Genomic DNA, 26,930 nt, shown 5'->3' on the forward strand with positions numbered 1-26,930 from the left:
GACCCACCCACGGCCAGTACAGAAGACCCGACGCCAGCCACCGCACCACCAGGACGACACCCCGGCCCGACCACGCGATCCCGTGCCCCAGCGGGATCAACACGTACCGCCACAGCCCGACCCACGGCCACACGAAGACCGCGGCGAACGCCCTCGGCAGGAACCAACGCAGCCCGTGCCCGAGCGGGGCCAACACGTACCGCCACACCGGGGCCAGCAGGTACCGGTGGGCGGCGGTCGCCACCGGAACCAGCACGTACCGCCACAGGCCCACCCACGGCCAGTACAGAAGACCCAACGCCAGCCACCGCACCACCAGGACGACACCCCGGCCCGACCACGCGATCCCGTGCCCCAGCGGGGTCAGCACGTACTGGTACAGGCCGGAGCACAGCCGGGCCGCGGCCGCGCCGACCGGGCGCAGGGCCCGCCGGTGGGTGGTGCGCGCGGCGAGGACGAGCAGGTCCCAGATCAGCCGTACCGGCAGGACGACCAGCACGGCGACGATCTTCACGGGAACCCGCAGGACCCCCACCAAACACCCTTCGCCGCCGGGCACGTGCTGTGGCTTCTCGGTTTCCATGCCCTGAAGGACACACCACGGGGCCGAGCCGTTGCGGCATCGGGGCACTAAGGAGCGGGCCATGCGGGAAAGGTCCGGAAATGGAACGTGCCCCCACCGTTTCCGGTGGGGGCACGTCCGGTGCTTCAGCGGCCGGGTCGGCCGGAGGTCACTTCACGACCGACAGCGGCAGGAGCTTCTGGCCGGTCGGGCCGATCTGGATCTGGGTGTCCATCTGCGGGCACACGCCGCAGTCGAAGCACGGGGTCCAGCGGCAGTCCTCGACCTCGGTCTCGTCGAGGGCGTCCTGCCAGTCCTCCCAGAGCCAGTCCTTGTCGAGGCCCGAGTCCAGGTGGTCCCAGGGCAGGACCTCCTCGTAGGTGCGTTCGCGGGTCGTGTACCAGGCCACGTCCACGCCGTACGCGGGCAGCGCCTTCTCGGCGGCCTCCATCCAGCGGTCGTACGAGAAGTGCTCGCGCCAGCCGTCGAAGCGGCCGCCGGACTCGTACACGGCGCGGATGACGTCGCCGATGCGGCGGTCGCCGCGCGAGAGCAGGCCCTCGACGATGCCCGGCTTGCCGTCGTGGTAGCGGAAGCCGATGGAGCGGCCGTACTTCTTGTCGCCGCGGAGCTTGTCGCGGAGCTTGCCGAGGCGGGCGTCCGTGTCCTCGGCCGACAGCTGCGGCGCCCACTGGAACGGGGTGTGCGGCTTGGGCACGAACCCGCCGATGGACACCGTGCAGCGGATGTCGTTCTGCCCGGAGACCTCGCGGCCCTTGGCGATGACGTTGACCGCCATGTCACCGATCTGGAGGACGTCCTCGTCGGTCTCGGTCGGCAGGCCGACCATGAAGTACAGCTTCACCTGGCGCCAGCCGTTGCCGTACGCGGTGGCGACGGTCCGGATGAGGTCCTCTTCCGAGACCATCTTGTTGATGACCTTGCGCATGCGCTCGGAGCCGCCCTCGGGGGCGAAGGTGAGGCCCGAGCGGCGGCCGTTGCGGGTCAGCTCGTTGGCCAGGTCCACGTTGAAGGCGTCCACGCGGGTCGACGGGAGGGACAGGCCCACCTTGTCGTCCGAGTAGCGGTCCGCGAGGCCCTTGGCGATGTCGGCGATCTCGGTGTGGTCGGCCGAGGACAGCGACAGCAGGCCGACCTCCTCGAAGCCGGTCGCCTTCAGGCCCTTCTCGACCATTTCGCCGATGCCGGTGATGCTTCGCTCCCGCACGGGGCGCGTGATCATGCCGGCCTGGCAGAAACGGCAGCCGCGGGTGCAACCGCGGAAGATCTCCACGGACATCCGCTCGTGGACGGTCTCGGCGAGCGGGACCAGGGGCTGCTTGGGGTAGGGCCATTCGTCGAGGTCCATGACGGTGTGCTTGGACACGCGCCACGGCACGCCGGAGCGGTTCGGCACGACGCGGCCGATGCGGCCGTCCGGCAGGTACTCGACGTCGTAGAAGCCGGGGACGTACACGCCGCCGGTCTTGGCGAGGCGGAGCAGCACCTCCTCGCGGCCGCCCGGGCGGCCCTCGGCCTTCCACGCGCGGATGATCTCGGTCATGTCGAGGACGGCCTGCTCGCCGTCGCCGATGACGGCGCAGTCGATGAACTCCGCGATCGGCTCGGGGTTGAAGGCCGCGTGGCCGCCCGCGAGGACGATCGGGTGGTCGATCGTGCGGTTCCTGGCCTCCAGCGGGATGCCCGCGAGGTCCAGGGCCGTCAGCATGTTGGTGTAGCCGAGCTCGGTGGAGAACGACAGTCCGAAGACGTCGAAGGAGCCGACCGGGCGGTGGCTGTCCACGGTGAACTGCGGCACCTTGTGCTCGCGCATCAGCTCTTCGAGGTCCGGCCACACGGAGTAGGTGCGCTCCGCGAGGACGCCCTCCCGCTCGTTGAGCACCTCGTAGAGGATCATGACGCCCTGGTTGGGCAGCCCGACCTCGTAGGCGTCCGGGTACATGAGCGCCCAGCGGACGTCCGCGCTCTCCCACGGCTTCACCGTGGAGTTGAGCTCACCACCGACGTACTGGATGGGCTTCTGCACATGCGGGAGCAGAGCTTCGAGCTGTGGGAAGACCGACTCGGACATCACGCGACTTTCGTGAAGCGGGCAGGGGGCGACTCTCAAGCGTACCCCGAGGGCCACTACGCCCTGCCCACATGATCACTTGAGTGCGGACCTGAGCTCCGGGTCGCGCGCCTCGGCCCAGACGTCCGGGAGTTCCCGTTCGAGCCGCTCGGCGTACGCCTCCTCACGGGCGTACAGCAGCCCCCAGGTGAAGGACGCCTCACTCGCGCCGGCCGCCTGAGCGGCGATGCCGCGCAGCGCCTCCCGGGACACGACGCTGTCCTGGTGTTCGCCGAGCAGGGTCTGTACGGACTTGGCGGCCTTCGACATCCGCTTCGCCGGCTTGCCGAGCGCCGCCCGGGCGGCGTCGGCCGCGTACCGGGTCCGCTTGGCGGCCTTGCGGGCGCCGTGCAGTGCCACGTCGCGGTCCTTGCCCGGTTCCATCGCCAGGGCGTGTTCGACGCGGCCCGCGAGCCGCTCGTCGTCGTGCAGGATCCCCTCGGGCAGGACGCTCTCGGCGGGCCTGGCGGCGGCCTTGCGCAGCGGCGGGTCCGCCAGCACGGCGTCGAGGGCGTCGAGCAGGCCCAGGTACCAGGCGCTGTCGAGCGCGGCCAGGGCCTGGCCGCGGGAGGCTCGGCGGCGGGCGGTGTCCCAGGTCCGCAGCCGGTCGGTGACCGGCCCGAGCCGTAGTTCGGCGGGAACCTCGTCGAGGCGGGAGCGCAGCCGCCGGGCCAGTACTTCCTGGTCGCGGTCGACGCCGAGTTCGGCGGCCAGTCGGCGCAGTTGTTCGCCGAGCGGGTCGGTGACCGTGCCGTCCAGGACCTTGCGGTAGCTCTTGAAGGCGCTGCGCAGTCGGCGGGTCGCGACGCGCATCTGGTGCACGGAGTCCGGGAGGTCGCGGCGGACGGCGGGGTCCTGCGCAACGAGGATGTCGCGCTGGGCGCGCAGGTACGCGAGGACGTGCGCGCCGGCCGATCCGTCGGCGGGTTCCGGGCCGGGCCGTGCGGGTGGTGCGGCGCCGGTGTCGGCGAGGGCGCGGGCCAGTTTCGAGGGGGCGTCGGAGACCTTGAGTCCGCCTTCGTCGAAGGTCTTCTCGACGGCGTCCAGCAGTGCGGGGTCCGTTCCGTCGGCCAGCTCGACCTCGACCTCGGTCCACTCGGCGGTGGTGGTGCCCCGCTCGGCGAGGACGGCGTCGGTGGACAGTTCGGCGAGCAGTCGCCCGTCGGCGTCGAGCAGGTGGACGACGTCGCGGGAGGAGACCAGTCGGACCTGCGGTTCCAGGGGCTGTTGCCTGGTCCGGGAGCGTACGAGGGCGGCCAGGGCGCCGGGCACGGAGTCGGCGTCCCCGGCCGGATCGGAGTCGGAATCGGAGTCGCGGAGCGGGGCGTGGACCTCGTCGCGGACTCCCGGCGAGACGGGCAGTTTGAGGTGCCAGCCGGCGTCCTCGCCGCCCGTTCGGCGGCGCAGGGTCACGCCGGCGGCGGCGAGGCGTTGGTCGGGGGTGTCGTAGTAGACGGCGTCGAGGAGGACGGTTCCCCGGTCCCGGGTCTCCGCGATCCCGGCGGTGCCGGTCAGGTCCGGGACGCGGGCCGGGTCCTGCCCGGAGCTCGCGCGCGTGCCGGGCTCGTGGCCCTTCCCGGCCTCGTCGCCCTTCCCGGTCTTGCCGACTTTTCCGGGCTTGCCGACTTTTCCGGGCTTCCGGGCCCTCCCGGGCGCGAACTCGAATTTCCGCTCGATCTCACGCTTGCTGTCCGCCATGAACCGAATCTAGACCGGTTCGGGCCGCCGCGGGAGTGCGCCACGACGCGCCGGGAACGCGCGGAGGAGGCATCGGGAACGCGCCGGAGGCGGGCCGGGAACGTCCCGGCCCGCCTCCGCGTCGCCCTCGGGCCCCGCCTTCGACCCCGCGTTCGTCCCCCGGTCGCCGGTCAGGCCGACAGGGGCCGTTGCACCCGGATGGATTGGAGCAGACCCACCGCGATCCACACGGCGAACATCGAGGATCCTCCGTAGGACACGAAGGGCAGCGGCAGTCCGGCCACCGGCATGATGCCGAGCGTCATGCCGATGTTCTCGAAGGCCTGGAAGGCGAACCAGGCGATGATCCCGGCGCAGACGATCGTCCCGTACAGCTCCGTGGTCTCGCGGGCGATCATGCAGGCGCGCCACAGCACGATGCCGAGCAGTACGAGGATCAGCCCGGCCCCGAGGAAGCCCAGCTCCTCCCCCGCGACCGTGAAGACGAAGTCGGTCTGCTGCTCGGGCACGAACTGGCCGGTGGTCTGGGAGCCCTTGAAGAGGCCGGATCCGGTCAGTCCGCCCGAGCCGATCGCGATGCGGGCCTGGTTGGTGTTGTAGCCGACGCCCGCCGGGTCGAGTTCGGGGTTGGCGAAGGCGGCGAAGCGGTTGATCTGGTACTCGTCGAGGACGCCGAGCTGCCAGATCAGGATCGCCCCGCCCGCGCCGGAGCCGATCAGGCCCAGTACCCACCGGTTGGACGCGCCGGAGCCCAGCAGGACGCCGAGCACGATGACGACCATGACCATGACGGAGCCGAGGTCGGGCATCAGCATGACGATGCCCATCGGGGCGGCGGCCAGGCACAGCGCCTTGACGACGGTGCGGTGGTCGGGGTGGGCGAGGTCGCCCGCGTCCACCCTCGACGCGAGCAGCATCGCCATGCCCAGGATGATCGTGATCTTCACGAACTCGGAGGGCTGGAGCGAGAATCCGCCGCCGATGACGATCCACGCGTGGGCGCCGTTGATGGTGGCGCCCAGCGGGGTGAGCACCGCGATGATCAGGACCAGTGAGAGCCCGTACAGGACCGGTACGGCGCCGCGCAGGGTGCGGTGCCCGAGCCAGATGGTGCCGATCATCAGCACGAGGCCGATGCCGGTGTTCATGGCGTGCCGGAACAGGAAGTAGTACGGGTCGCCCTGGTTCAGCTGGGTCCGGTTGCGGGTGGCCGACCACACCAGCAGGGCGCCGATGAAGGACAGGGCGAGCGCGGACAGGAGTATCGGCCAGTCGAGCCGGCGCACGACGGAGTCGCGGGCGGTGAGCTTGGCCACCGTCCCGCGCTCGGGCGCGTACCGGGAGACGGAGAACTTGTTGGCGGTCTGCATGTCGTGCGGTCCTCGGTCCTCAGTCCTGGTGCTTGGGGGGTGCGGCGGGGGGTCCGGCGAGCACGGGCGGGTTCAGCTCCTCCGGGGACGGCGGCACGTAGGGCTTGATCTCGGGGGCCTCGATGGAACCGTCGGCGTTGACCCTGGGCAGTTGTGCCTGCGGCTTCGGCAGCAGGGCCCGCTTCGGGTCCTGGTTGCCGGCCATGTCGAGCCCGTACATGGCGTTGTAGATGTTGCGGACGGCGGGCCCGGAGGCCCCGGAGCCGGTGCCGCCCTGGGAGATCGTCATGACGATCGTGAAGTCGTCGGTGTAGGTCGCCAGCCAGGAGGTGGTCTGCTTGCCGTAGACCTGGGCGGTGCCGGTCTTGGCCCGCATCGGGATCTTGTCGAGCGGCCAGCCGCCGAACCGCCAGGCGGCGGTGCCGCCGGGCGCGACGACCGAGCGCAGGCCCTTGTCCAGGTCGCGGATCGTCTTGGCGTCGACGGGCAGCCGGCCGTGGGAGGCGGGCTTGATCATGTCGACGCGCTTGCCGTCGGGGCTGATCACGGCCTTGCCGACGGTGGGGTTGTAGAGGGTGCCGCCGTTGCTGATGGCGGCGTAGGCCGTGGCCATCTGGATGGGGGTGACGAGGACGTCACCCTGGCCGATGGCGAAGTTGATGCTGTCGAACGCCTTGAGCTGGTTGCCCTCCAGGCAGCTTTCGTAGGCGATCTGCTCGACGTACGTGCCGCCCTTCTTGCCCTGCTTGCACCAGGAGTCCTTGTTGGCCGCCCAGAAGCTCTTCTTCCACCGGCGGTCGGGGATCCGGCCGGTGACCTCGTTCGGCAGGTCGACCCCGGTCTCCGAGCCGAGTCCGAACTCGCGGGCGGTCCGGTAGAACCAGTCGTGGGCGTCCTTCTTGGGTTTGAGGCCGCCGTCGCGCTGCCATTCCTTGTGGCCGAGGGCGTAGAAGACGGTGTTGCAGGAGAACTTGAGGGCGTCCCCGAGGGTGATGGGGCCGTGGCCCTGGGACTCGAAGTTGGCGAAGCTCCGGCCGCCCAGGCTGTAGGAGCTGCTGCAGTTGTACTTGCTGTTGAAGTCGTAGCCGGCCCGCACGGCCGCGCTCGCCGAGACCACCTTGAAGATGGAGCCGGCGGGGGCCTGGCCCTGGATGGCGCGGTTGAGCAGCGGGTAGTTGGAGCTCTTGCTGGTCAGCCTGGCGTAGTCGGTGCCGGAGATGCCGCCGACCCAGGCGTTGGGGTCGTAGTCGGGCTGGGAGGCCATGGCGACGATGCGGCCGGTCTTGGTCTCCATGACGACGACGGCGCCCGAGTCGGCCTCGTACTTGCGGCCGGTGATCTTGTCGGTCTCGTTGCGGACGGTCTTCATGGCCTGCTGGAGTTCGAACTCGGCGACGGACTGGACCCGTGCGTCGATGCTGGTGACGAGCGTGGCGCCGGGGATGCCCGGGTCGGACTTGGTCTGGCCCATGACCCGGCCGAGGTTGTCGACCTCGTAGGAGGTGACCTCCGCCTTGCCCCGCAGCTGCGTGTCGTAGGTGCGCTCGATGCCGGAGCGGCCGACCTGGTCGGAGCGCAGGTGGGGCGAGTCGGTGTCCTTGGCCTTCTGGATCTCAGCGTCGGTGACGGGCGAGAGGTAGCCGAGGACCTGCGCGGTACGGGTCCCGCCGGGGGCGGGGTAGCGGCGGACGGCGGTGGGCTCCGCGGTGATGCCGGGGAAATCCTCGGGGCGTTCGCGCAGTTGCAGTGCCTGCTGCGTGGTGGCTTCGAGGGTGACCGGGATCGGCTGGTACGGGGAGCCGTTCCAGCAGGGCTTGGGGGTTTCGGAGTCGCAGAGCCGGACCTTGTCCATGACTTCCTTGGGAGCCATGTCCAGGACGCCGGCGAGGCGGGTCATGACGGCCTTGCCCCGGTCCTTCATCTTCATCAGCTGGGTGCGGCTGGCGGAGACGACCAGGCGGGTCTCGTTGTCGGCGAGCGCGATGCCGCGGGCGTCGAGGATGGAGCCGCGTACGGCGGGCTGGACGACCCGCTGGACGTGGTTGCTCTTCGCCTCGTGGTAGTACTCCTCGCCGTTGCGGATCTGGAGGTACCACAGGCGTCCGCCGAGGGTGACGAACATTGAGAGGACGAGGACTTGGATGATGACCAGGCGGATCCGCACCCGGGAGGTGCGGCCGGTCTCGGGGATGTTGCTCACGTCCGCTCCCGTCTCACAGTTTCTTGACGCTCTTCACGCTCTTCACTGCCTTGACGCCCTTTATGCGGCCGGCCCGGTTGGCCCGCCCCCGTGCGGTCTTCAGGCGCAGGCCGCCGCGCTGGCTGCCGATGCGCAGTCCGGTGCCGCCGGCCAGCCAGCCGCTGGACACGTCGTTGCCCTGGGGCGGTCCGCCGCCCGCCTCGACGGCCATCGGGTCGTTCTCGGCGCGCCGGGCCAGGGCCATGATGAACGGCACGGTGAAGGGCGCGAGGAGCAGGTCGTAGAGGGTGGCGGTGAACACCAGCCCGGTCAGGCCCACGTGTCGGGCGGCGGTGTCGCCGACGAGGGCGCCGACTCCGGCGTAGAGCAGGGTCGAGCCGATCGCTGCGGCGACGACGGTGAGCATCGGACCCCAGGCCGAGCGGAACCGTCCGTTGTCGGGCCGGACCAGGCCGACGAGGTAGCCGATCAGGCACAGCACGAGCGCGTACCGCCCGGCGGCGTGGTCGGCGGGCGGGGCCAGGTCGGTGAGCAGTCCGGCGCCGAAGCCGATGAGGGCGCCGCTGAGGTGCCCGTACACGAGGGCGAGGGCGACGACGGTCAGGAGGACGAGGTCGGGTACGGCGCCGGGCAGCTGGAGCCGGCCGAGGACGCAGACCTGTACGACGAGGGCGACCACGATGAGGGTGGCCGAGAGCAGGATCCGGTTGAAGCGCATGACGGTCAGCTCCTACTCGTCGGCCGGCTTGCCGGACACGCCGGCGGAGGGGGTGACCGTGACCGTGACGGTCGGGGTCGGCTTGGGGGCCTCGGGCTTGGGCGGCAGGACCGTGTCGCGGGGGTCCTCGCGCGGGGGCATGACGACGACGCCGACGATGTCCAGGCGGGAGAAGCCCACGTACGGGCGGATCCACACGGTCCGGGTCAGGTCGCCGCGCGAGGGGTCGACCTTGACGACCTCGCCGATCGGGACGCCGGGCACGAAGGGCTTGTTCCCGCGCGAGCCGAAGGTGACGAGCCGGTCGCCCGGGCTCACCTTGGCCTTGCCGTTGAGCATCTGGACGGAGAGCGCCCGGTCGCCCTGGCCGGTGGCGAAGCCGAGTTCGTTGGTCTTCTCCAGCCGGGTGCCGACGGTGAAGTCGGGGTCGTTGGCGAGGACGACGGTGGCGGTGTCGGGGCCGACGGTGGCGACCCGGCCGACGAGCCCGTCCCCGTTGAGGACGGTCATGTCGCGCTCGATGCCGTCCTTGCTGCCGGCGTCGATGGTGACGGTCCAGGAGAAGCCCTGGGCCGCTCCTATGGCGATGACCTCGGCGCCCTTGATGCCGTACTGGCCGGCGCCGGCGCGCTTGAGCATCTCGTCGAGTTCGCGGATCCGGCTGCGGTTCTGGTCCTCGCTGCCGAGCTTCGCCTTCATCATGCTGTTCTCGCGTTCGAGCGTGGCGATCCGGTTGTGGCGTTCACCGGAGTCGCGCACCGCCCCTATGGCGTTGGCGACCGGGTCCACCGCGGTCGCGACGCCCTTCTCGACCGGGCCGAAGACCGCCGCGGCGGCCTGCCGGGCACCGTCGACCGGAGACTCCTCGCCCGCTCTGATGTCCACCGTGATCAATGCGAACGCGATGGCGATCAGAAGCACCAGGAGCAGCCGGCTCTCTCGTGTGTCCCTCACGTGCGGCGGCCGTGCCTTCCTCGTAGATACCCGTGCGGCGAAGCCGCTCCGGTGGAGCCGGGACTCCGACCGGACTGTGCCTGTATATCAACGATCCGCCGCACCGGCGCGCTAGCACCCGTACGGCGGATCCTTGTGTTCCGCTTGCCCCTTCGACGGGGATCCGGTCATCGTCGGGGCTGGGCGTCCAGAACCTGCTGGAGGGCTTCGAACTCCTCCACGCACTTGCCGGAGCCGAGCGCGACGGAGTCGAGCGGATCCTCCGCGATGTGGATCGGCATGCCCGTCTCGCGGCGCAGCCGCTCGTCGAGGCCGCGCAGCAGGGCGCCGCCTCCGGTCAGCACGATGCCGCGGTCCATGATGTCGCCGGAGAGTTCCGGCGGGCACTTGTCGAGGGTCGTCTTGACCGCGTCGACGATGGCGTTGACCGGCTCCTCGATGGCCTTGCGCACCTCGGCCGCGGAGATGACCACGGTCTTGGGCAGGCCCGAGACGAGGTCGCGGCCGCGGATCTCGGTGTGCTCGTCCTTGTCGAGGTCGTACGCCGACCCGATGGTGATCTTGATCTGTTCGGCGGTGCGCTCACCGAGGAGGAGCGAGTACTCCTTCTTGATGTGCTGGATGATCGCGTTGTCCAGCTCGTCACCGGCGACCCGGATGGACTGTGCCGTGACGATTCCGCCGAGGGAGATGACGGCGACCTCGGTGGTGCCGCCGCCGATGTCCACGACCATGTTGCCGGTGGCCTCGTGGACGGGCAGGCCCGAGCCGATGGCGGCGGCCATGGGCTCTTCGATGATGTGCACCTGGCGGGCGCCGGCCTGCGTGGACGCCTCGATGACGGCGCGTCGCTCCACTCCCGTGATGCCGGAGGGCACGCAGACCACCACGCGCGGACGGGCCAGGTAGCGGCGCTTGTGGATCTTGAGGATGAAGTACCGGAGCATCCGCTCGGTGATCTCGAAGTCGGCGATCACGCCGTCCTTGAGGGGCCGTACGGCGACGATGTTGCCGGGCGTCCGGCCGATCATCTTCTTCGCCTCGGAGCCGACCGCCAGGATGCCACCGGTGTTCGTGTTGATGGCGACCACGGACGGCTCGTTCAGGACGATTCCCCGGCCCCTCACGTACACCAGCGTGTTGGCGGTCCCGAGGTCGATCGCCATGTCACGGCCGATGAACGACATAGTGTTCCCCTTGTTCCCCATGAGGAGCGTCTGGCCTTCCAGTTGATAGCGGCTGCTGTCAGGTCGGCGAGGTGGGTGTGTGGGTGGAGGCCCCATCGTAGTGCCGCAAGTACGGACACCGCGCGACGGGACTCCGGCAATCCCGCCGGAACGGATACCCGCCCCCTTAGTGGTGACGTCGCGTCCTGCCCATGCGTTCCCCGAAGGGCTCGGAAATACCGAAGGGCGACCGAAATTACTTCGGTCGCCCCAGGTCATGAGCGCTATTCGGCTGATGTCTCGTCAGGAAAGAGTATTCAGAGCGCGGGGAAGAACAGCTTCAGTTCCCGCTCCGCGGACTCCTCGGAATCCGAGGCGTGGATCAGGTTCTCCCGGGTGATGCTCCCGAAGTCCCCCCGGATGGAGCCGGGCGCGGCGGCGATCGGATCGGTGGGTCCGGCCAGCTGCCGGACGCCCTCGATCACCCGTTCCCCTTCGACCACCAGGGCGACGACCGGACCGCTCGACATGAAGCCCATGAGCGGCTCGTAGAAGGGCTTGCCCTTGTGCTCGCCGTAGTGGGTCTCCAGCGTCTGCGCGTCCAGCGTGCGCAGCTCCAGCGCGGGGATGGTCCAGCCGGCCTTGCGCTCGATGCGGCCGACGATCTCGCCGATCAGGCCGCGGCGGACGGCGTCGGGCTTGAGCAGGACGAGCGTGCGCTGGGTCATGGTGGCAACTCCTTGCGGCATACGGGTGCGGTAGGACGAATCTACAGGGCCGTCACGGTGAACCGTCACGCAGCGTCAGGAGCGGCCGCTTCCGCCTGTTCGGCCCAGCGGGCCTTGATGGCGTCGATCCGCCGCCCGTAGTGCACCGAGCACCACCACAGGCCGGCGAAGACCGCGCCCAGGAAGAACATCGTCGGCACCACGAAACCGCTGGCGATCAGGCCGATCTGGAGCGCCCAGCCGAGCTGGACCGCGCCCGGGCGCGAGAGCATCCCGCACAGCAGCACGGACAGCAGCATGGTCACGCCGCAGACCGTCCACACCTGGGCCTGGGTCAGGTCCGGGTTCTTCATGGCCACCAGGCCCGCGAAGCCGACGATGAAGAACTCACCGATCAGCGTGCTCGCGCAGAGCGTGCGCATCGATCCCTCAGCCTCTCTTGAACAGCAGGCGGGCCTCGCCCACCGTGATCACGGAACCGGTCACCAGGACCCCGGCCCCTCCGTACTCGGCCTCTTCCTCCGCCAAGGTGACGGCGGCCTCCAGGGCGTCGTCGAGCCGCGGCTCGACCTGCACCCGGTCGGGGCCGAAGACCTCGACGGCGACGGCCGCCAGCTCGTCGGCGCCCATCGCCCGGTGGCTGGTGTTCTCCGTGACGACGACCTCCGCGAAGATCGGCTCGAAGGCCTCCAGCACGCCCTTGACGTCCTTGCCCTCGCTCGCCGCGACGACCCCGATGAGCCGGCTGAAGCCGAACGCCTCGGTGACCGCCTCGGCGGTGACCCGCGCCCCCGCCGGGTTGTGCGCGGCGTCCAGCACCACGGTCGGACTGCGGCGCACGACCTCCATGCGGCCCGGCGAGGTCACCGAGGCGAAGGCCTTCCGCACGGTGTCGCCGTCGAGTTCGCGGGCGTGCTCCCCGCCGATCCCGAAGAACGCCTCGACGGCCGCCAGGGCGACGGCCGCGTTGTGCGCCATGTGGGCGCCGTACAGCGGCAGGAAGATGCCGTCGTACTCGCCGCCCACCCCGCGCAGGGTCAGCATCTGACCGCCGACCGCCACCTCGCGGGAGACGACGCCGAACTCCATGCCCTCGCGGGCTACCGTCGCGTCGACCTCGACGGCCTTCTTCAGCAGCACCTGCGCGGCGTCGACCGGCTGCTGCGCCAGGATGACGGTCGCGTCCTGCTTGATGATGCCGCCCTTCTCCTGGGCGATCTCACCGGGCGTCGTGCCGAGCCGGTCGGTGTGGTCGAGGCTGATCGGGGTGATCACCGCGACCGTGCCGTCGATGACGTTCGTCGCGTCCCAGCTGCCGCCCATGCCGACCTCTACGACGGCCACGTCGACGGGCGCGTCCGCGAAGGCCGCGTACGCCATGCCCGTGAGGACCTCGAAGAACGACAGCCGGTACTCCTCGGCGGCGTCCACCATCTCCACGTACGGCTTCACGTCGTGGTACGTCTCGATGAAGCGCTCGGCGCTGATCGGAGCGCCGTCCAGGCTGATCCGCTCGGTGACCGACTGCACGTGCGGGCTGGTGTAGCGGCCCGTGCGCAGCTCGAAGGCGTTCAGCAGGGCCTCGATCATGCGGGCGGTGCTGGTCTTGCCGTTGGTGCCGGTGATGTGGATCGACGGGTACGCCCGCTGCGGCTCGCCCAGGACGTCCATCAGCGCGGAGATCCGGCTGACGGACGGCTCCAGCTTGGTCTCGCCCCAGCGGGTGGCCAGCTCCTGCTCCACCTCCAGCAACGCCTTCGCGACCTCGGGGTCCTCGGGGCGGGACGGCACGGGGTCGCCCAGCGGCGCTCCGGCCTGCGCGCGCAGGGTGCGGCTGCCGGCCTCGATCACCGCCAGGTCGGGGTCGCGGTCGGACTCCTCCGCGACCATCTGGTCGAACTCGTCGACGGTGTTGTCTCGGTCGGGGCTCTCGGGCTGCTGGTCACTCACGGACCCCAGTCTACGGACGGGGACCCCGAGGACTTTCGGCCCGGCCGTTTCGGGACCTTCGGCGGGGAACGCGACCGGATCGTTATGCAAGCCTTGCGGACAGGAGATTGGGGAACAAATGCCGCAGGCCAGCACCAAAAAGACCGCTTCCAGCCGCGACATAGGAATCGACCTGGGGACCGCCAACACCCTCGTCTACGCCCGGGGCCACGGGATCGTCCTCAATGAGCCGTCCGTGGTGGCGGTCAAGGCGGGCACGACCACGGCGCTCGCCGTCGGTACGGAGGCCAAGGAGACCATCGGCCGCACCCCGGGATCCATCACCGCGATCCGTCCCCTGCGGGGCGGGGTGATCTGCGACTACGAGGCGGCCGAGGAGATGATCCGGCACTTCGTCCGCAAGGCCGTCCCCGGCCGGCGACCGCGCACCCGCATGGTGATCTGCGTGCCCTCGGGGGTGACCCCGGTCGAGCGACGGGCCATCGTGAACGCCTCCACCCGGGCCGGCGCGAAGTCCGTCCACCTCATCGAGGAGCCCATGGCCGCGGCCATCGGCGCGGGACTCCCGGTGGCCGAGGCCCGCGGCTCGATGGTCGTCGACATCGGCGGCGGCACCTCCGAGGTGGCCGTCATCTCGCTGGGCGGCATCGTCACCGCCCAGTCCCTGCGGATCGGCGGCGACCGGCTCGACGCGGCGATCATGGACCACGTGCGCAAGGAGCACTCGCTGCTGATCGGCGAGCGCACCGCCGAGGACGTCAAGGTCGCCATCGGCTCCGCCGGGCCCGTCCCGGACCGGCCGGAGCTGGAGACCCTCACCTTCACGGTGCGCGGCCGCGAGCGGGTCGGCGGCATGCCCAAGACCCTCGACCTCACGGCCGCCGACGTCCGGACCGCGCTCGACGAACCGGTCGAGGCCATCATCGCGGCCGTCCGCACCACCCTGGAGGAGTGCCCCCCGGAACTCTCCGGGGACGTCATGGAACACGGCATCGTCCTCACCGGGGGCGGCGCGCTCCTACCCGGCCTGGACCTGCGCATCGCCGCCGCGACCGGCATCCCCGTCCACGTCGCGGACGCCCCGCTGGACTGCGTGGCCCTCGGCTCGGGCCGCTGCGTCGAGGACCTGGACACCCTGAACGGCCTGCTGGCCCCGGCCAAGGCCTGACCGGACCGGCTCGGAGGCCGCGCGGCACCGCCCACGGGTCCGCGACGTCAGGAGCGCGGCAGGGTGGCCACCACCAGGTAGCCCCCTTCCGTACGGGTGGCGGTCAGGGTTCCGCCCAGGCTGCTCACGCGCTCGGACATGCTCGCCGTGCCGGATCCCGCCGAGACGGGGGCCCGGCCCGGCGTCCGGTCCGGGAGGCCGTTGCTCACGGCGATCCGCAGCAGCGGGCCGTCCGTGGCGATGGAGACCTCGATGGTCTCCCCGTGGGCGTGCTTGGCCGCGTTCGTCAGGCACTCCTGCACCACCCGGTACACCGCCGCCTGCCGCAGCGGCGACAGCCCGTGCACCTCCGGGTCCAGCGTGAGCCGTACGGGCGAGCCCGCCCGTTCGCTCTCCCGCGCCAGCGCGGCGAGCCCCTCCACGCCGGGCGTCGCGTCCCGTTCCCCGCGCTGCACGATGATCTCGTTCAGCACGAGGTGCGCCCGCCGCGCGGTGTCGGCGAGCTCCTCGAAGTCCTTCGCGTACGTCGTCCGCCGTGCCCGCACCGAGAGCACCTCGGAGCGCACCGTCAGCAGGGTCAGCTCGCGCCCGACGAAGTCGTGGACGTCCCGGGCGACCGAGGTCCGCTCCTCCTGGACGGCGTTCGACACGGCCGACTCCGCCCGCCGGGCCTCCAGCTCCCGCACCAGGTCGTGCCGGTAGGCCGCGATGCCCACGGCCGAGGCCAGGACGCCGATCGGCACGACGAGACTGAGGAAGGAGCTCAGGGTCTGGATCCGGGGCTCGGGCCAGCCCGGAATGCTGAACACGGCGAACGCGAAGGCGACGTAGCCGACGGTCGCGAGGATCCCGGCCCGGCGGCCCCGGTAGCGGCCGACCGAGTACAGCGCGAACTGGATCAGGGTGAGCTCGTGCAGCCAGCCGACGAACAGCAGGGCCGTCACGTACGCGACCCAGGGCGCCCGGCGCCGCACCAGCAGGCTCGAACAGCCCACGGCCAGCACGAGGGCGGCCAGCCAACCGTTGAGGGAGTTGTCGGCGGCGGCGAGACCGGGCAGGTCCAGCGCCACCAGGGCGAGGCAGCTCAGGGCCGTGATGACGTCCAGCGCGCGGGGCGAGGCCGCCCAGCACTCGGCCCGCCGGCGGCCCGAGGCGGCGACCCGGTGGTACGCCGCGAGGACGACGGGCTTGACGCGCATGCCCCCCATCATCCGTGGTCGGCACACCCGGATCGGATCCGATCCGGGGACATATGAAGTGATATGCGGCACTCCGGTTACCCCCGGGCAGGGCCGGACGGCCCTGCGCACCCGCGACCTTCCGCCCTGGGCGGGCACCCCCTGCCCCTCGTAGCGTCGGAGGAATGACCGCCCCGAAGATCACCACGCGGACCACCGGGAAGGCCTCCCCCACGATCGACGGGAGCCGGCGCACCGGACTGCTCCTCTTCATCGGCGGCCTGCTCGGCGTCCTCGCCTCCGGGGTCCTCACCCACGACCGCATCCGCACCCTGGAGGACCCCCTCTTCACCCCGGGGTGCAACGTCAACGCCGTCCTGAGCTGCGGTGACGTGATGAACACCTGGCAGGGCAACCTGCTGGGCTTCCCCAACATGCTCCTCGGCCTCGCGGGCTTCGCCGCGCTCGCCGCCCTCGGCGCGGCCCTCACCGCCGGAGCCGCACTCCCCCGCCCCCTCTGGCGCGCCGTGTGGGCGGGAACCGCGGCGGGCTTCGCGTTCACGGTGTGGCTGATCGGCCAGTGCCTCTACGTCATCGGTGCGCTCTGCCCGTGGTGCGTCCTCGTCTGGGCCGTGGTGATCCCGCTGTTCTGGTACGTCACCCGGTACCTGTCCCGGCCCGGCTCCCCGCTGCGGGCCCTCCCCCACTGGCTGGTCCCGCTGACCCTGTACGCGGTCGTCGCCTTACTCGTCCTCGAACGGTTCGGCACCCGGCTGCTGTGAGGGGCGGATGCGCGAGGAGGTCCGGCAAACGCGAGGGGCCCCGTACGGCCGACAGCCGTACGGGGCCCCTCACCCGTCGTTACGCGGCGGGCAGCGCGTCCAGCTGGCTCTGGATCCGGGCGATGTCCGCCTCGGCCTTGGCCAGCCGGCCCTTGATCTTGTCCACGACGTTGTCGGGGGCCTTGGCGATGAACGCCTCGTTCCCGAGCTTCGCCTCGGCCTGCTGCTTCTCCTTCTCGGCGAGGCCGAGGTCCTTGGAGAGGCGCTTGCGCTCGGCGGCCACGTCGATGGTCCCCGACAGGTCGAGCGCGACGGTGGCACCGGCGACCGGGAGCGTCGCGGTGGCGCTGAAGGCATCACCCTCCGGCTGGAGGCGCAGCAGCTGACGGATGGCGGCCTCGTGCGCGGCGAGCGCCGTACCCGACAGGTCCAGGCGGGCCGGAACCTTCTGGCCGTCCTGCAGGCCCTGCTCCTTGCGGAACCGGCGGACCTCGGTGACGACGGCCTGGACGGTCGCGATCTCGGCCTCGGCGGCCTCGTCACGGAAACCGCTGTCCTTCGGCCAGTCGGCGATGACGAGGGACTCGCCGCCGGTGAGTGTCGTCCACAGCGTCTCGGTGACGAAGGGGACCACCGGGTGCAGCAGGCGCAGCATGACGTCGAGGACCTCGCCCAGGACGCGGCCCGAAACCTTGGCCTGCTCGCCGCCCGCGAAGAAGGTCGTCTTCGACAGTTCGACGTACCAGCTGAAGACCTCGTCCCACGCGAAGTGGTAGAGCGAGTCCGACAGCTTCGAGAACTGGTAGTCGTCGTAGAACGCGTCGACCTCGGCCACGGTCTTGTTGAGCCGCGACAGGATCCAGCGGTCGGTCGCCGACATCTCCTCGGGGGCCGGCAGCTCGCCCTCGACGGTGGCGCCGTTCATCAGCGCGAAGCGGGTGGCGTTCCAGATCTTGTTGGCGAAGTTGCGGGAGGCCTGGACCCAGTCCTCGCCAATCGGGACGTCGACGCCCGGGTTGGCGCCGCGGGCCAGGGTGAAGCGGACGGCGTCGGAGCCGTACTCGTCCATCCAGTCCAGCGGGTTGACGGCGTTGCCGAAGGACTTCGACATCTTCTTGCCGAACTGGTCGCGGACCATGCCGTGCAGGGCGATGGTGTGGAACGGCGGGGTGCCGTCCATCGCGTACAGACCGAACATCATCATCCGGGCGACCCAGAAGAAGAGGATGTCGTAGCCGGTGACCAGGACGGAGTTCGGATAGAACTTCGCGAGGCTCTCGGTCTGCTGCGGCCAGCCGAGCGTGGAGAAGGGCCACAGACCGGAGGAGAACCAGGTGTCCAGGACGTCGGTGTCCTGGTGCCAGCCCTCACCCGTCGGCGGCTGCTCGTCCGGGCCGACGCAGACGATCTCGCCGTTCGGGCCGTACCAGACCGGGATGCGGTGACCCCACCACAGCTGGCGCGAGATGCACCAGTCGTGGAGGTTGTCGACCCAGTCGAAGTAGCGCTTCTCCATCTCCTGCGGGTGGATCTTGACCCGGCCGTCGCGAACGGCGTCGCCCGCCGCCTTCGCCAGCGGTGCGACCTTGACCCACCACTGCATCGACAGGCGCGGCTCGATGGTGGTCTTGCAGCGCGAGCAGTGGCCCACGGAGTGGCTGTACGGACGCTTCTCGGCGACGATCCGGCCCTCGGCGCGCAGCGCGGCGACGATGGCGGAGCGTGCTTCGAGGCGGTCCAGTCCCAGGAACGGGCCGTGGACGGTGATGACGGCGTGCTCGTCCATGACGGCGATGTTCGGCAGGCCGTGGCGCTGGCCGATCTCGAAGTCGTTGGGGTCGTGCGCCGGCGTCACCTTGACGGCGCCGGTACCGAACTCGGGGTCGACGTGCTCGTCCGCGACGATCGGGATGCGGCGGCCGGTCAGCGGCAGCTCGATCTCGGTGCCGACGAGGTGCCGGTAGCGCTCGTCCTCGGGGTGGACGGCGACGGCCGTGTCACCGAGCATCGTCTCGGCACGGGTCGTCGCGACGACGATGGCGTCGTCGCCCTCGCCGTAGCGGATGGAGACGAGCTCGCCGTCGTCGTCCTGGTACTCGACCTCGATGTCGGAGATCGCGGTGAGGCAACGCGGGCACCAGTTGATGATGCGCTCGGCGCGGTAGATCAGCTCGTCGTCATGGAGCTTCTTGAAGATCGTCTGGACGGCCTCGGACAGGCCGTCGTCCATGGTGAAGCGCTCGCGGGACCAGTCGACGCCGTCGCCGAGGCGACGCATCTGGCCGGAGATCTGGCCGCCGGACTCGCCCTTCCACTGCCAGACGCGCTCGACGAACGCCTCCCGCCCGAGGTCGTGACGGGACTTGCCCTCCTTGGCCAGCTCGCGCTCGACGACGTTCTGCGTCGCGATGCCGGCGTGGTCCATGCCGGGCTGCCACAGGGTCTCGAAGCCCTGCATGCGCTTGCGGCGGGTGAGGGCGTCGATCAGCGTGTGCTCGAAGGCGTGACCCAGGTGCAGGCTGCCCGTGACGTTCGGCGGCGGGATGACGACGGTGAACGGGGGCTTCTCGCTCTTGGCGTCCGCCTCGAAGTAACCGCGCTCTACCCAGCGCTCGTAGAGCTTCCCCTCTACCTCGGCCGGCGCGTACTGGGTCGGCAGTTCGGAGTTGGGGGCACTGGGTGTCTGCGTGTTCTCGGTCACGGGGCACAGGATACGGGGGGTGCCGCCCACGGTACGAATCCATTGCACGACGGGGCCTTCCGTTGACGCGGCCCGTGGCCGGGCCCGCCCCGTGGCCCGCAGGGACGTTCCGGCGGCGTCGTGGTTCGGTAACGCCTGGCACCCCGACGCCCCGACCGGGGCCGCCTTCCGTCAGGATGTGAGGAACGGATAAGCAGACACCTCACAGGGGGACGCGGGATGAGTTTCAACCAGCCGGGACCGTACGGCCAGCAGCCGCAGCAGCCCGGACCGTACGGGCAGCAGCCCCCGCAGCAGCCGAACCCGTACGGTGGGCCGGCCCCGCAGCAGCCCGGCTACGGATACCCGCAGCAGGCCCCGCCGCCGCCCGGCGCCCCCTCCCCGGGCTACGGACAGCAGCCCCCGGCCTCGGCCCCGCCGGGCTACCCCCAGCAGCCCCCGGCGGCACCCGGCTTCCCGCAGCAGCCGCAGCAGCAGCCCGGGTACGGCTACCAGCAGCCCCAGCAGCCTCCGTACGGCGGGATGCCCCCGCAGGAGACCCCGAAGAAGTCCAAGACGGGCCTCATCATCGGCGTCGTCGTGGCGGTGGCCGTGATCGCGGGCGGCGGCTGGTACTTCCTGGGCGGCGGCAGCGGGGGTTCGATCTCCGACGCCACCAAGGGCTACAAGCTGGTCGCGCCCGAGTCGGTGGACGACTTCAAGAAGAGCCCGAAGTACCAGCAGAAGCCGTTCACCGACGAGGACCGCAAGGAGGCCGAGGCCGCCGGCGTCAAGAACCCGGCCGCGGTGGCCATGGATTACCAGATCACCGATCCCAACAATCCCCTCGCGGTCAAGGGCCTGACCTTCAACGGCCTCTACGGCGAGATCGCCGACCCGGAGAAGTCCGTCGACTCCTACTTCACGGCGTTCCAGCTGAAGGCCACCAAGGAGGGCAAGGGGCAGGTCGAACTGATCGGCAGCCCCAAGGCGATGAGCCCCGCCGGTTTCGACGGAGCCGTCATGAAGTGCCAGGAGATGAAGGCCACCAACACGGACCCGAAGTTCAAGGGTCCCAAGGTCATGACCTTCCCGCTCTGCGTCTGGGGTGACTACAGCACGCTGAGCCTCGTCTCCGCCTCCGACGCGATGGCCCTCCTCGCGGGCAAGCCGGGCTACACCCTGGAGCAGAACGCCGAGTTCACGGCGAAGCTCTACAACACCGCCCGCGTCAAGAACTGACACCGGCCGACCGCACACGCGAGAAGGGGCGCCCCCTCGGGGGCGCCCCTTCTCGTACGTATCTCCGGTACCGCTACGCCGACTTCTCGTGCGGGCCCTGGTCCTTCGGGACGATGCGCGGCACCAGCGTCGGGTTGACGTTGGAGCGGACCACGTCCGAGGTGATGACCACGCGGGCCACGTCCTTGCGGGACGGGACCTCGTACATCACCGACATGAGGACCTCTTCCATGATGGCGCGCAGGCCGCGCGCGCCGGTCTGGCGGAGGATCGCCTGGTCGGCGATGGCTTCGAGGGCCTCGCGCTCGAAGTCCAGCTCGACACCGTCGAGTTCGAACAGCCGCTGGTACTGCTTGACCAGTGCGTTGCGCGGCTCGACGAGGATCTGCAGCAGGGCCTCGCGGTCCAGGTTGTGCACGGAGGTCAGTACGGGCAGACGGCCGATGAACTCGGGGATCATCCCGAACTTCACCAGGTCCTCAGGCATGACCTCGTGGAACTGGTCGCTCGCCTCGATCTCGCGCTTCGAGCGGATCGTCGCCCCGAAGCCGATGCCCTTGGCTCCCGCGCGCGACTCGATGATCTTCTCCAGGCCGGCGAAGGCGCCGCCCACGATGAAGAGCACGTTCGTCGTGTCGATCTGGATGAACTCCTGGTGCGGGTGCTTGCGTCCGCCCTGCGGCGGGACCGAGGCGGTCGTGCCCTCCAGGATCTTCAGCAGGGCCTGCTGCACGCCCTCGCCGCTGACATCGCGCGTGATCGACGGGTTTTCGCTCTTACGGGCGACCTTGTCGATCTCGTCGATGTAGATGATCCCGGTCTCGGCCTTCTTGACGTCGTAGTCGGCCGCCTGGATCAGCTTCAGCAGGATGTTCTCGACGTCCTCGCCGACGTACCCGGCCTCCGTCAGCGCCGTCGCGTCGGCGATGGCGAACGGGACGTTCAGCATGCGGGCGAGCGTCTGCGCGAGGAGGGTCTTGCCGGAACCCGTGGGGCCCAGCAGCAGGATGTTGGACTTCGCGAGTTCGATCGCGTCGTCGCGGCCCTGCGCGCCGCCGTTCTCGCCGGCCTGGACCCGCTTGTAGTGGTTGTAGACCGCTACGGAGAGCGCCTTCTTCGCCGGCTCCTGGCCGACGACGTAGCTCTCCAGGAACTCGTAGATCTCACGGGGCTTGGGGAGTTCCTCCCACCGGACCTCGGAGGTCTCCGCGAGTTCCTCTTCGATGATCTCGTTGCAGAGGTCGATGCACTCGTCGCAGATGTACACACCGGGTCCTGCGATGAGCTTCTTCACCTGCTTCTGGCTCTTTCCGCAGAACGAGCACTTGAGCAGGTCGCCGCCGTCACCGATGCGTGCCACGAGGTGCTTCCCCTTCGCCTGGGAGACGCCTGGTTCAGCGCTCCTGGTGCCTCATATCCGACGGTACCTTGCCGGGGGCCCCGTGCGGGGCCCCCTTGACGTGGTTCACATCGCCGAACGGCGAAGCGCCCACGCCAACTGGCGGCAAGGATCAGACCGCGCTGCTCTTACGGGTGGAGACGATCTGGTCGATCAGGCCGTACGCGAGAGCGTCCTCGGCCGTCAGGATCTTGTCGCGCTCGATGTCCTCGCGGATCTTCTCCAGCGGGGTGGTCGAGTGCTTGGCCAGCATGGACTCCAGCTGGTCACGCATGCGCAGGATCTCGTTGGCCGCGATCTCCAGGTCGGAGAGCTGCTCGCGGCCGGTGCCGCCCGAGGGCTGGTGGATCAGCACGCGGGCGTTCGGCAGCGCCATGCGCTTGCCGGGGGTGCCGGCGGCGAGCAGGACCGCGGCGGCGGAGGCCGCCTGGCCCATGCACACCGTCTGGATGTCCGGCTTCACGAACTGCATCGTGTCGTAGATCGCCGTCAGCGCGGTGAAGGAGCCACCGGGGCTGTTGATGTAGATGGAGATGTCGCGGTCCGGGTCCATCGACTCCAGGCACAGCAGCTGCGCCATGACGTCGTTCGCGGACGCGTCGTCGATCTGCACGCCGAGGAAGATCACGCGCTCCTCGAAGAGCTTCGCGTACGGGTCGTACTCGCGCACGCCCTGCGAGGTGCGCTCGACGAAGCGCGGGATGACGTAGCGGTTGTCCACCTGCGGGCCGTTGTGGAGGCCGCTCGCGGGAGAGAGGTTGTTCATGTACATCTGGGTGTTCACCATCCTGGTGGCGTTCTGCGGGCTGAGGACTGCCTGGAACGGGCGGGCGTACGGAGGTGCGTTCGCCGGGGCCGGGATCAGGCCCCGGTGCCGCCGCCGCCCGGGACCAGGGACGCCGCGGAGATGATCTCGTCGATCAGGCCGTACGCCTTGGCCTCCTCGGCCGTGAACCAGCGGTCGCGGTCACCGTCACGGATGATCGCTTCCACGGTCTGGCCCGAGTGGAGCGCGGTGATCTCAGCCATGCGCTGCTTGGTGCGCAGCAGGTACTGGGCCTGGATCTTGATGTCCGAGGCCGTGCCGCCGATACCGGCGGAGCCCTGGTGCATCAGGATGTCGGTGTTCGGCAGCGAGAAGCGCTTGCCTGCGGTGCCGCCGGTGAGCAGGAACTGGCCCATGGAGGCCGCCATACCCATACCGATGGTGACGACGTCGTTCGGGATGTACTGCATGGTGTCGTAGACGGCCATGCCGGCCGTCACGGAGCCACCGGGGCTGTTGATGTACAGGTAGATGTCCTTCTCCGGCTCGGCGGCCAGGAGGAGGAGCTGCGCCGTGATCTTGTTCGCGATGTCGTCGTCGACCTGCTGCCCGAGGAAGATGATGCGCTCGCCGAGCAGCCGGTTGTAGACATGGTCGCCGAGGCCGCCACCGATGGACGGCTCACCCGCGGCGTAAGGCTTCAGATTCGTCACGTATCCACCTGCTCGTCTCCGACGGCCATGTGCCGTCTCAGCGTCTCGTTCTGGGGCGCGGACCTACCGGTGGGGCGATGCCCTCCGGCTTCGGGTACTCCCGTGCCCTCGTATTCATGGACCCTAACGCGCAGGTAGGACAACGCCATCCCGCTTCCCGAACTGTTCGCTCGGAGCGCAAGGTCCGCACCCCTCACGACGGGTGTGCGGAAGGGCCCGGACGCGACTGCGTCCGGGCCCTTCACGGCACTGCTCAATGGGCTTCGCCCGAGGTGTTACTTGGCCTCGTCGGCAGCCGGCGCGGCGTCGGCGTTGCCCTCGGCCTCGACGTCGGCGTCGGCCGCGGCCTCGACGGCCTCGGTCTCGTCCTCGTCGTCGGAGAGGTCGATGACCTCACCGTTGGTGTCGGTGACCTTGGCCTTCTCGACGACGACCGCGAGGGCCTTGCCGCGAGCGACCTCGCCGACCAGCATCGGGACCTGGCCACCCTCGACGACCGCCTGGGCGAACTGGTCGGGGGACATGCCGGAGGACTGCGCGCGGCGCATGAGGTGCTCGGTGAGCTCCTCCTGGTTGACGCCCAGCTTCTCCTTGTTGACCAGGGCGTCCAGCAGGAACTGGGTCTTGATGCCCTTGACGGCCTGCTCGGTGGTCTCGGCGTCGAACTCCTCGACCGTCTTGCCCTGGAACTCCAGGTACTTCTCGATGGTCAGGCCCATCTGGCCGAGCTGGTGGTGCTCCAGGTTGTGCTTGCGGGTCTGGACCTCGTCCGCGAGCAGCTTCTCGGGGACCGGGATCTCCGCGAGCTCCAGGAACTTCTCCAGCACGCGCTCCTGGGCCTGGGTGGCCTGGTCGTACTGCTTGGTGTCCTCAAGGCGCTTGCGGCTGTCCGCCTTGAGCTCTTCGAGGGTGTCGAACTCGCTCGCCATCTGGGCGAACTCGTCGTCCAGCTCCGGCAGCTCGCGGGCGGAGACCTTGGTGACCTTGACGGTGACCTCGGCGTCCTTGCCCTCGGCGGAGCCGCCCTTCAGCTGGGAGGTGAAGGTGGCCTCGCCACCGGCCTCCAGGCCCTTGACGGCCTCGTCGATGCCGTCGAGAAGCTCGCCCGAGCCGATGGTGTAGGAGACGTCGCTCGCGACGCCGTCCTCCAGCACCTCACCGTCGACCTTGGCCTCCAGGTCGATCGTGACGACGTCGCCGTCCTGGGCGGCGCGCTCGACGTCCTTGGTGGACGCGAAACGGCCGCGCAGCTGCTCGACCGCCTTCTCGACGTCCTCGTCGGACACCTCGACGGCGTCGACCTCGACCTCGATGCCGGAGTAGTCCGGGATCTCGATCTCGGGGCGGACGTCCACCTCGGCGGTGAAGGACAGCAGCTCGCCGTCCTTCAGCTCCTTGATGTCGACCTCGGGCTGGCCCAGCGGGTTCAGGTCGGCCTCGTTGACCGCCTCGGTGTAGAACTTCGGGAGGGCGTCGTTGACGGCCTCCTCAAGCACCGCACCGCGGCCGAAGCGCTGGTCGATGACGCGGGCCGGGATCTTGCCCTTGCGGAAGCCCTTCACCGTGACCTGCTGGTTGATCTTCTTGTAGGCCGCGTCGAGGCTGTCCTTGAGCTCCTCGAAGGGCACCTCAACAGTGAGCCGAACCCGAGTCGGGTTCAGGGTCTCCACGGCGCTCTTCACGGTTCGGTCTCCTTGTGGCTGACTGCTGGGGGTTCTGCCGTCGCGCTGTGATTCAGCGGTTCAGCGGATTCGGCCCGGCATCAGACACACGGGCACGCAGCTTGCATAGTAACCGCAAGCGGCAATCAGCCCACAACGCGATCATCGGCGTGATCTTGCTGGAGGGCAGTACTCGTGGTCGGGGTGGCCGGATTCGAACCGACGACCTTCCGCTCCCAAAGCGGACGCGCTACCAAGCTGCGCCACACCCCGTCGGTGCGACACGTAGGGTACATGCCCGGAGACCCTCCGACACGCGCGTTTCCCCTGCGGGCGGCCGCGCGCGCGCCGCGGGGCTCCCGCGGCGGCGCGCGAAGTGGTGTGCAATCCCCCGGTGGGACCCGCTAGGATGCTGTTCGTGCCGCGGTCCCCGGACCTGCGGCGCACGTGTTGCGGGTGTAGCTCAATGGTAGAGCACTAGTCTTCCAAACTAGCTACGCGGGTTCGATTCCCGTCACCCGCTCAGAAGTACTTAAGGGCCAGGTCAGAGGACGTTTCCTCCGCCTGGCCCTTAGTCGTTCCCGCAGGCCCCGATCAGGCTGGCGTGCCCCCTGCGTGCCCCTTCCGCTGTGGATCTTTCTTCGCGCCCTTGGCCGCCTTCCGACCCTTCTTGACGAGCCCGCTCAGCGCGTCGGCGATCAGCCGGTCCCGGTCGGCGCTGGCGTGCTGGTAGATCAGCGCGGCACGGGCGGTGCTGTGACCCATGCGCGTCATCAGCTCCCGCGTGCTGGCACCCGTTGACGCGGCCAGCGTGTTGCCCGTGTGCCGAAGATCGTGGAAGTGCAGCCCCTTCACTCCCGCTTCCCGACACGCCTTGTGCCAGAGCCGGTTGAAGTGATTCCGGCGCGGAGTCGCCCCCTTGGCCCCGACGAAGACACGCCCGTCGGGGCCGGCCTCGGCGTACCGCTTCAGGTGCTCGTGGAGATCCGCAAGGATCACACCGGGGATGGAGACCGTCCCCTTGCCCGCGGCACTCTTCGGCGCCTTGATCTCCCGCTGCCCGTTGCTCAGCTCGGCGACAGCCCGCCGGACACGCACGGTGCGGTGCTCCAGGTCCACGTCCCGTCGGTGGAGCCCGATCAGCTCGCCCCAGCGAAGACCAAGGGCGCTTCCGCCGCCAAGGCGGCGTCGCGCGCCCGTCGCCCCGGGCCTGCGCTCCTGTCTGCGCCCCGCTCCAGCCCGGGACGCCGGCCGCGCGCCAGTGGCTAAGGACTTGATGGGCTGGACGAGCCCGACCTGATCGGAGACCCGCCCCTCAAGACGATGCCTCCGGCGGGGGCGCTCTGACTCTGGGATGCGGGGGCCAGCCGTGCGCCTGCGGCTCCATTGTGGTTCGGGGTGGGGGCTGTCATCCCGCCTGCCGTCGCCCCAGGACAAGCCGTAGCAGACCAGCCGTCAGCGGCCCAGGTCGTTCGTCCAGCGGGGCGCTCCACCTGGGCCCCTGACGACTGCCCCGCTACCACTACGTGTGGGACGACGGCAGACGGGATGACAGCCTGGGCAGACTTGAGGCGCGCGGGGTCGGCACATGGATGCCCCCGACAACCATCGACTCAGGTGTCTGGAGTACAAACGGACAGACCCCGGGATCGCCATGATGGCGGGCTTCTCGGATGCTTCCCGAAGCAACGGTGTTCGTCCCGCGTGAGCGTCGTCTGCCTGCGCTCTAAGCCAGACGCCTTCCCATGGCACCCAGCACCCCGGAACTCCACGTCGCTGTCACGCGGCCCAGGGCCTCCGGCACGGTCGGCGTCATGCCGAGAACCAGTGATTAGGCCCTTAAGCTGCCCTATGGTGTGACGCA

Annotated in this window: 20 protein-coding genes, 2 tRNA genes and 1 pseudogene; 4 read left to right on the forward strand and 19 right to left on the reverse strand. The window is 69.8% G+C overall.

Annotation, left to right across the window (positions count from 1 at the left end):
* From ACFVS6_RS12860 to ACFVS6_RS12910, 11 genes and pseudogenes are all read right to left on the reverse strand, one after another.
* Positions 1 to 583 (reverse strand): annotated as a pseudogene (locus ACFVS6_RS12860) (hypothetical protein); the annotation flags it as partial.
* 148 nt (positions 584 to 731) lie between these two features.
* The gene (locus tag ACFVS6_RS12865; RefSeq protein WP_389703264.1) at positions 732 to 2,657 is read right to left on the reverse strand and encodes a TIGR03960 family B12-binding radical SAM protein; all 1,926 of its coding nucleotides are present in this window, start codon (positions 2,655 to 2,657) and stop codon (positions 732 to 734) included.
* 72 nt (positions 2,658 to 2,729) lie between these two features.
* Positions 2,730 to 4,391: a CHAD domain-containing protein gene (locus tag ACFVS6_RS12870; protein WP_389703266.1), complete on the reverse strand. Its 1,662-nt coding sequence runs from the start codon at positions 4,389 to 4,391 to the stop codon at positions 2,730 to 2,732.
* A 170-nt stretch (positions 4,392 to 4,561) separates the two neighbouring features.
* Positions 4,562 to 5,761 carry a rod shape-determining protein RodA gene (rodA, locus tag ACFVS6_RS12875; RefSeq protein ID WP_389703267.1) on the reverse strand — a complete coding sequence of 400 codons (1,200 nt, stop codon included), beginning with the start codon at positions 5,759 to 5,761 and terminating at the stop codon, positions 4,562 to 4,564.
* 19 nt (positions 5,762 to 5,780) lie between these two features.
* Entirely contained in the window at positions 5,781 to 7,961 is a 2,181-nt protein-coding gene (mrdA, locus tag ACFVS6_RS12880; protein WP_389703269.1) for a penicillin-binding protein 2, read from the reverse strand.
* 13 nt (positions 7,962 to 7,974) lie between these two features.
* The gene (gene mreD, locus ACFVS6_RS12885) at positions 7,975 to 8,679 is read right to left on the reverse strand and encodes a rod shape-determining protein MreD (protein WP_281209717.1); all 705 of its coding nucleotides are present in this window, start codon (positions 8,677 to 8,679) and stop codon (positions 7,975 to 7,977) included.
* A gap of 12 nt (positions 8,680 to 8,691) precedes the next feature.
* Positions 8,692 to 9,633 (reverse strand): rod shape-determining protein MreC, encoded by a 942-nt coding sequence (mreC, locus tag ACFVS6_RS12890; protein ID WP_281209716.1) that lies wholly within the window; start codon positions 9,631 to 9,633, stop codon positions 8,692 to 8,694.
* 167 nt (positions 9,634 to 9,800) lie between these two features.
* On the reverse strand, positions 9,801 to 10,820 hold the full coding sequence (locus ACFVS6_RS12895) for a rod shape-determining protein (protein WP_008738981.1): 1,020 nt from the start codon (positions 10,818 to 10,820) through the stop codon (positions 9,801 to 9,803).
* Positions 10,821 to 11,116: 296 nt separating this feature from the next.
* The gene (gene ndk, locus ACFVS6_RS12900) at positions 11,117 to 11,527 is read right to left on the reverse strand and encodes a nucleoside-diphosphate kinase (protein ID WP_388894689.1); all 411 of its coding nucleotides are present in this window, start codon (positions 11,525 to 11,527) and stop codon (positions 11,117 to 11,119) included.
* Between the two features lie 65 nt (positions 11,528 to 11,592).
* A complete protein-coding gene (locus tag ACFVS6_RS12905) occupies positions 11,593 to 11,949 on the reverse strand; it encodes a DUF4233 domain-containing protein (RefSeq protein WP_388894686.1) in 357 nt (118 codons plus the stop codon).
* A gap of 7 nt (positions 11,950 to 11,956) precedes the next feature.
* Positions 11,957 to 13,477: a bifunctional folylpolyglutamate synthase/dihydrofolate synthase gene (locus ACFVS6_RS12910; protein ID WP_389703272.1), complete on the reverse strand. Its 1,521-nt coding sequence runs from the start codon at positions 13,475 to 13,477 to the stop codon at positions 11,957 to 11,959.
* Positions 13,478 to 13,595: 118 nt separating this feature from the next.
* Here ACFVS6_RS12910 and ACFVS6_RS12915 point away from each other — a divergent pair, with 118 nt between their 5' ends.
* Positions 13,596 to 14,645: a rod shape-determining protein gene (locus ACFVS6_RS12915; protein WP_389703274.1), complete on the forward strand. Its 1,050-nt coding sequence runs from the start codon at positions 13,596 to 13,598 to the stop codon at positions 14,643 to 14,645.
* Positions 14,646 to 14,692: 47 nt separating this feature from the next.
* Here the strand turns inward: ACFVS6_RS12915 and ACFVS6_RS12920 are convergent, their stop codons facing one another.
* The gene (locus tag ACFVS6_RS12920) at positions 14,693 to 15,844 is read right to left on the reverse strand and encodes a sensor histidine kinase (protein ID WP_389703275.1); all 1,152 of its coding nucleotides are present in this window, start codon (positions 15,842 to 15,844) and stop codon (positions 14,693 to 14,695) included.
* Positions 15,845 to 16,008: 164 nt separating this feature from the next.
* Between ACFVS6_RS12920 and ACFVS6_RS12925 the strand changes: the two genes are divergently transcribed.
* Positions 16,009 to 16,605, forward strand: coding sequence for a vitamin K epoxide reductase family protein (locus tag ACFVS6_RS12925; RefSeq protein WP_389703277.1), 597 nt, complete (start codon positions 16,009 to 16,011; stop codon positions 16,603 to 16,605).
* A 79-nt stretch (positions 16,606 to 16,684) separates the two neighbouring features.
* On the opposite strand, the gene ACFVS6_RS12930 is transcribed toward ACFVS6_RS12925, so the two are convergent.
* The gene (locus ACFVS6_RS12930; RefSeq protein ID WP_389703279.1) at positions 16,685 to 19,306 is read right to left on the reverse strand and encodes a valine--tRNA ligase; all 2,622 of its coding nucleotides are present in this window, start codon (positions 19,304 to 19,306) and stop codon (positions 16,685 to 16,687) included.
* 219 nt (positions 19,307 to 19,525) lie between these two features.
* On the opposite strand from ACFVS6_RS12930, the gene ACFVS6_RS12935 reads away from it, so the two are divergent.
* Positions 19,526 to 20,527, forward strand: a complete 1,002-nt coding sequence (locus tag ACFVS6_RS12935) for a hypothetical protein (RefSeq protein WP_389703280.1) — start codon at positions 19,526 to 19,528, stop codon at positions 20,525 to 20,527.
* A 73-nt stretch (positions 20,528 to 20,600) separates the two neighbouring features.
* Here ACFVS6_RS12935 and clpX read toward each other — a convergent pair whose 3' ends face one another.
* From clpX to ACFVS6_RS12960, 5 genes are all read right to left on the reverse strand, one after another.
* Complete coding sequence (gene clpX / locus ACFVS6_RS12940) at positions 20,601 to 21,887, reverse strand: ATP-dependent Clp protease ATP-binding subunit ClpX (protein WP_281211021.1); 1,287 nt, start codon at positions 21,885 to 21,887, stop codon at positions 20,601 to 20,603.
* A 151-nt stretch (positions 21,888 to 22,038) separates the two neighbouring features.
* Positions 22,039 to 22,713 carry an ATP-dependent Clp protease proteolytic subunit gene (locus tag ACFVS6_RS12945; protein ID WP_281211022.1) on the reverse strand — a complete coding sequence of 225 codons (675 nt, stop codon included), beginning with the start codon at positions 22,711 to 22,713 and terminating at the stop codon, positions 22,039 to 22,041.
* A gap of 74 nt (positions 22,714 to 22,787) precedes the next feature.
* Positions 22,788 to 23,405 carry an ATP-dependent Clp protease proteolytic subunit gene (locus ACFVS6_RS12950; RefSeq protein WP_266577310.1) on the reverse strand — a complete coding sequence of 206 codons (618 nt, stop codon included), beginning with the start codon at positions 23,403 to 23,405 and terminating at the stop codon, positions 22,788 to 22,790.
* A gap of 275 nt (positions 23,406 to 23,680) precedes the next feature.
* A complete protein-coding gene (gene tig, locus ACFVS6_RS12955; RefSeq protein ID WP_389703283.1) occupies positions 23,681 to 25,087 on the reverse strand; it encodes a trigger factor in 1,407 nt (468 codons plus the stop codon).
* 175 nt (positions 25,088 to 25,262) lie between these two features.
* Positions 25,263 to 25,339 (reverse strand) — tRNA-Pro (locus tag ACFVS6_RS12960).
* Between the two features lie 179 nt (positions 25,340 to 25,518).
* Between ACFVS6_RS12960 and ACFVS6_RS12965 the strand changes: the two genes are divergently transcribed.
* Positions 25,519 to 25,589, forward strand: a tRNA-Gly gene (locus ACFVS6_RS12965).
* A gap of 71 nt (positions 25,590 to 25,660) precedes the next feature.
* Here ACFVS6_RS12965 and ACFVS6_RS12970 read toward each other — a convergent pair.
* Positions 25,661 to 26,503, reverse strand: a complete 843-nt coding sequence (locus ACFVS6_RS12970; RefSeq protein WP_389703285.1) for a tyrosine-type recombinase/integrase — start codon at positions 26,501 to 26,503, stop codon at positions 25,661 to 25,663.
* Between the last annotated feature and the right edge of the window lie 427 nt (positions 26,504 to 26,930).

The sequence above is a fragment of the Streptomyces sp. NPDC057939 genome (genome assembly GCF_042887545.1).
In the GTDB taxonomy this organism is placed as follows: domain Bacteria; phylum Actinomycetota; class Actinomycetes; order Streptomycetales; family Streptomycetaceae; genus Streptomyces.

Bases quoted from the DNA above. Each gene is read 5' to 3' on its own strand.
- rodA (WP_389703267.1), bottom strand. From the start codon at position 5,761: ATGCAGACCGCCAACAAGTTCTCCGTCTCCCGGTACGCGCCCGAGCGC.
- ACFVS6_RS12895 (WP_008738981.1), bottom strand. From the start codon at position 10,820: ATGTCGTTCATCGGCCGTGACATGGCGATCGACCTCGGGACCGCCAAC.
- ndk (WP_388894689.1), bottom strand. From the start codon at position 11,527: ATGACCCAGCGCACGCTCGTCCTGCTCAAGCCCGACGCCGTCCGCCGC.
- mreD (WP_281209717.1), bottom strand. From the start codon at position 8,679: ATGCGCTTCAACCGGATCCTGCTCTCGGCCACCCTCATCGTGGTCGCC.
- ACFVS6_RS12925 (WP_389703277.1), top strand. From the start codon at position 16,009: ATGACCGCCCCGAAGATCACCACGCGGACCACCGGGAAGGCCTCCCCC.
- ACFVS6_RS12915 (WP_389703274.1), top strand. From the start codon at position 13,596: ATGCCGCAGGCCAGCACCAAAAAGACCGCTTCCAGCCGCGACATAGGA.
- ACFVS6_RS12870 (WP_389703266.1), bottom strand. From the start codon at position 4,391: ATGGCGGACAGCAAGCGTGAGATCGAGCGGAAATTCGAGTTCGCGCCC.
- ACFVS6_RS12920 (WP_389703275.1), bottom strand. From the start codon at position 15,844: ATGCGCGTCAAGCCCGTCGTCCTCGCGGCGTACCACCGGGTCGCCGCC.
- ACFVS6_RS12905 (WP_388894686.1), bottom strand. From the start codon at position 11,949: ATGCGCACGCTCTGCGCGAGCACGCTGATCGGTGAGTTCTTCATCGTC.
- ACFVS6_RS12935 (WP_389703280.1), top strand. From the start codon at position 19,526: ATGAGTTTCAACCAGCCGGGACCGTACGGCCAGCAGCCGCAGCAGCCC.
- ACFVS6_RS12945 (WP_281211022.1), bottom strand. From the start codon at position 22,713: ATGGTGAACACCCAGATGTACATGAACAACCTCTCTCCCGCGAGCGGC.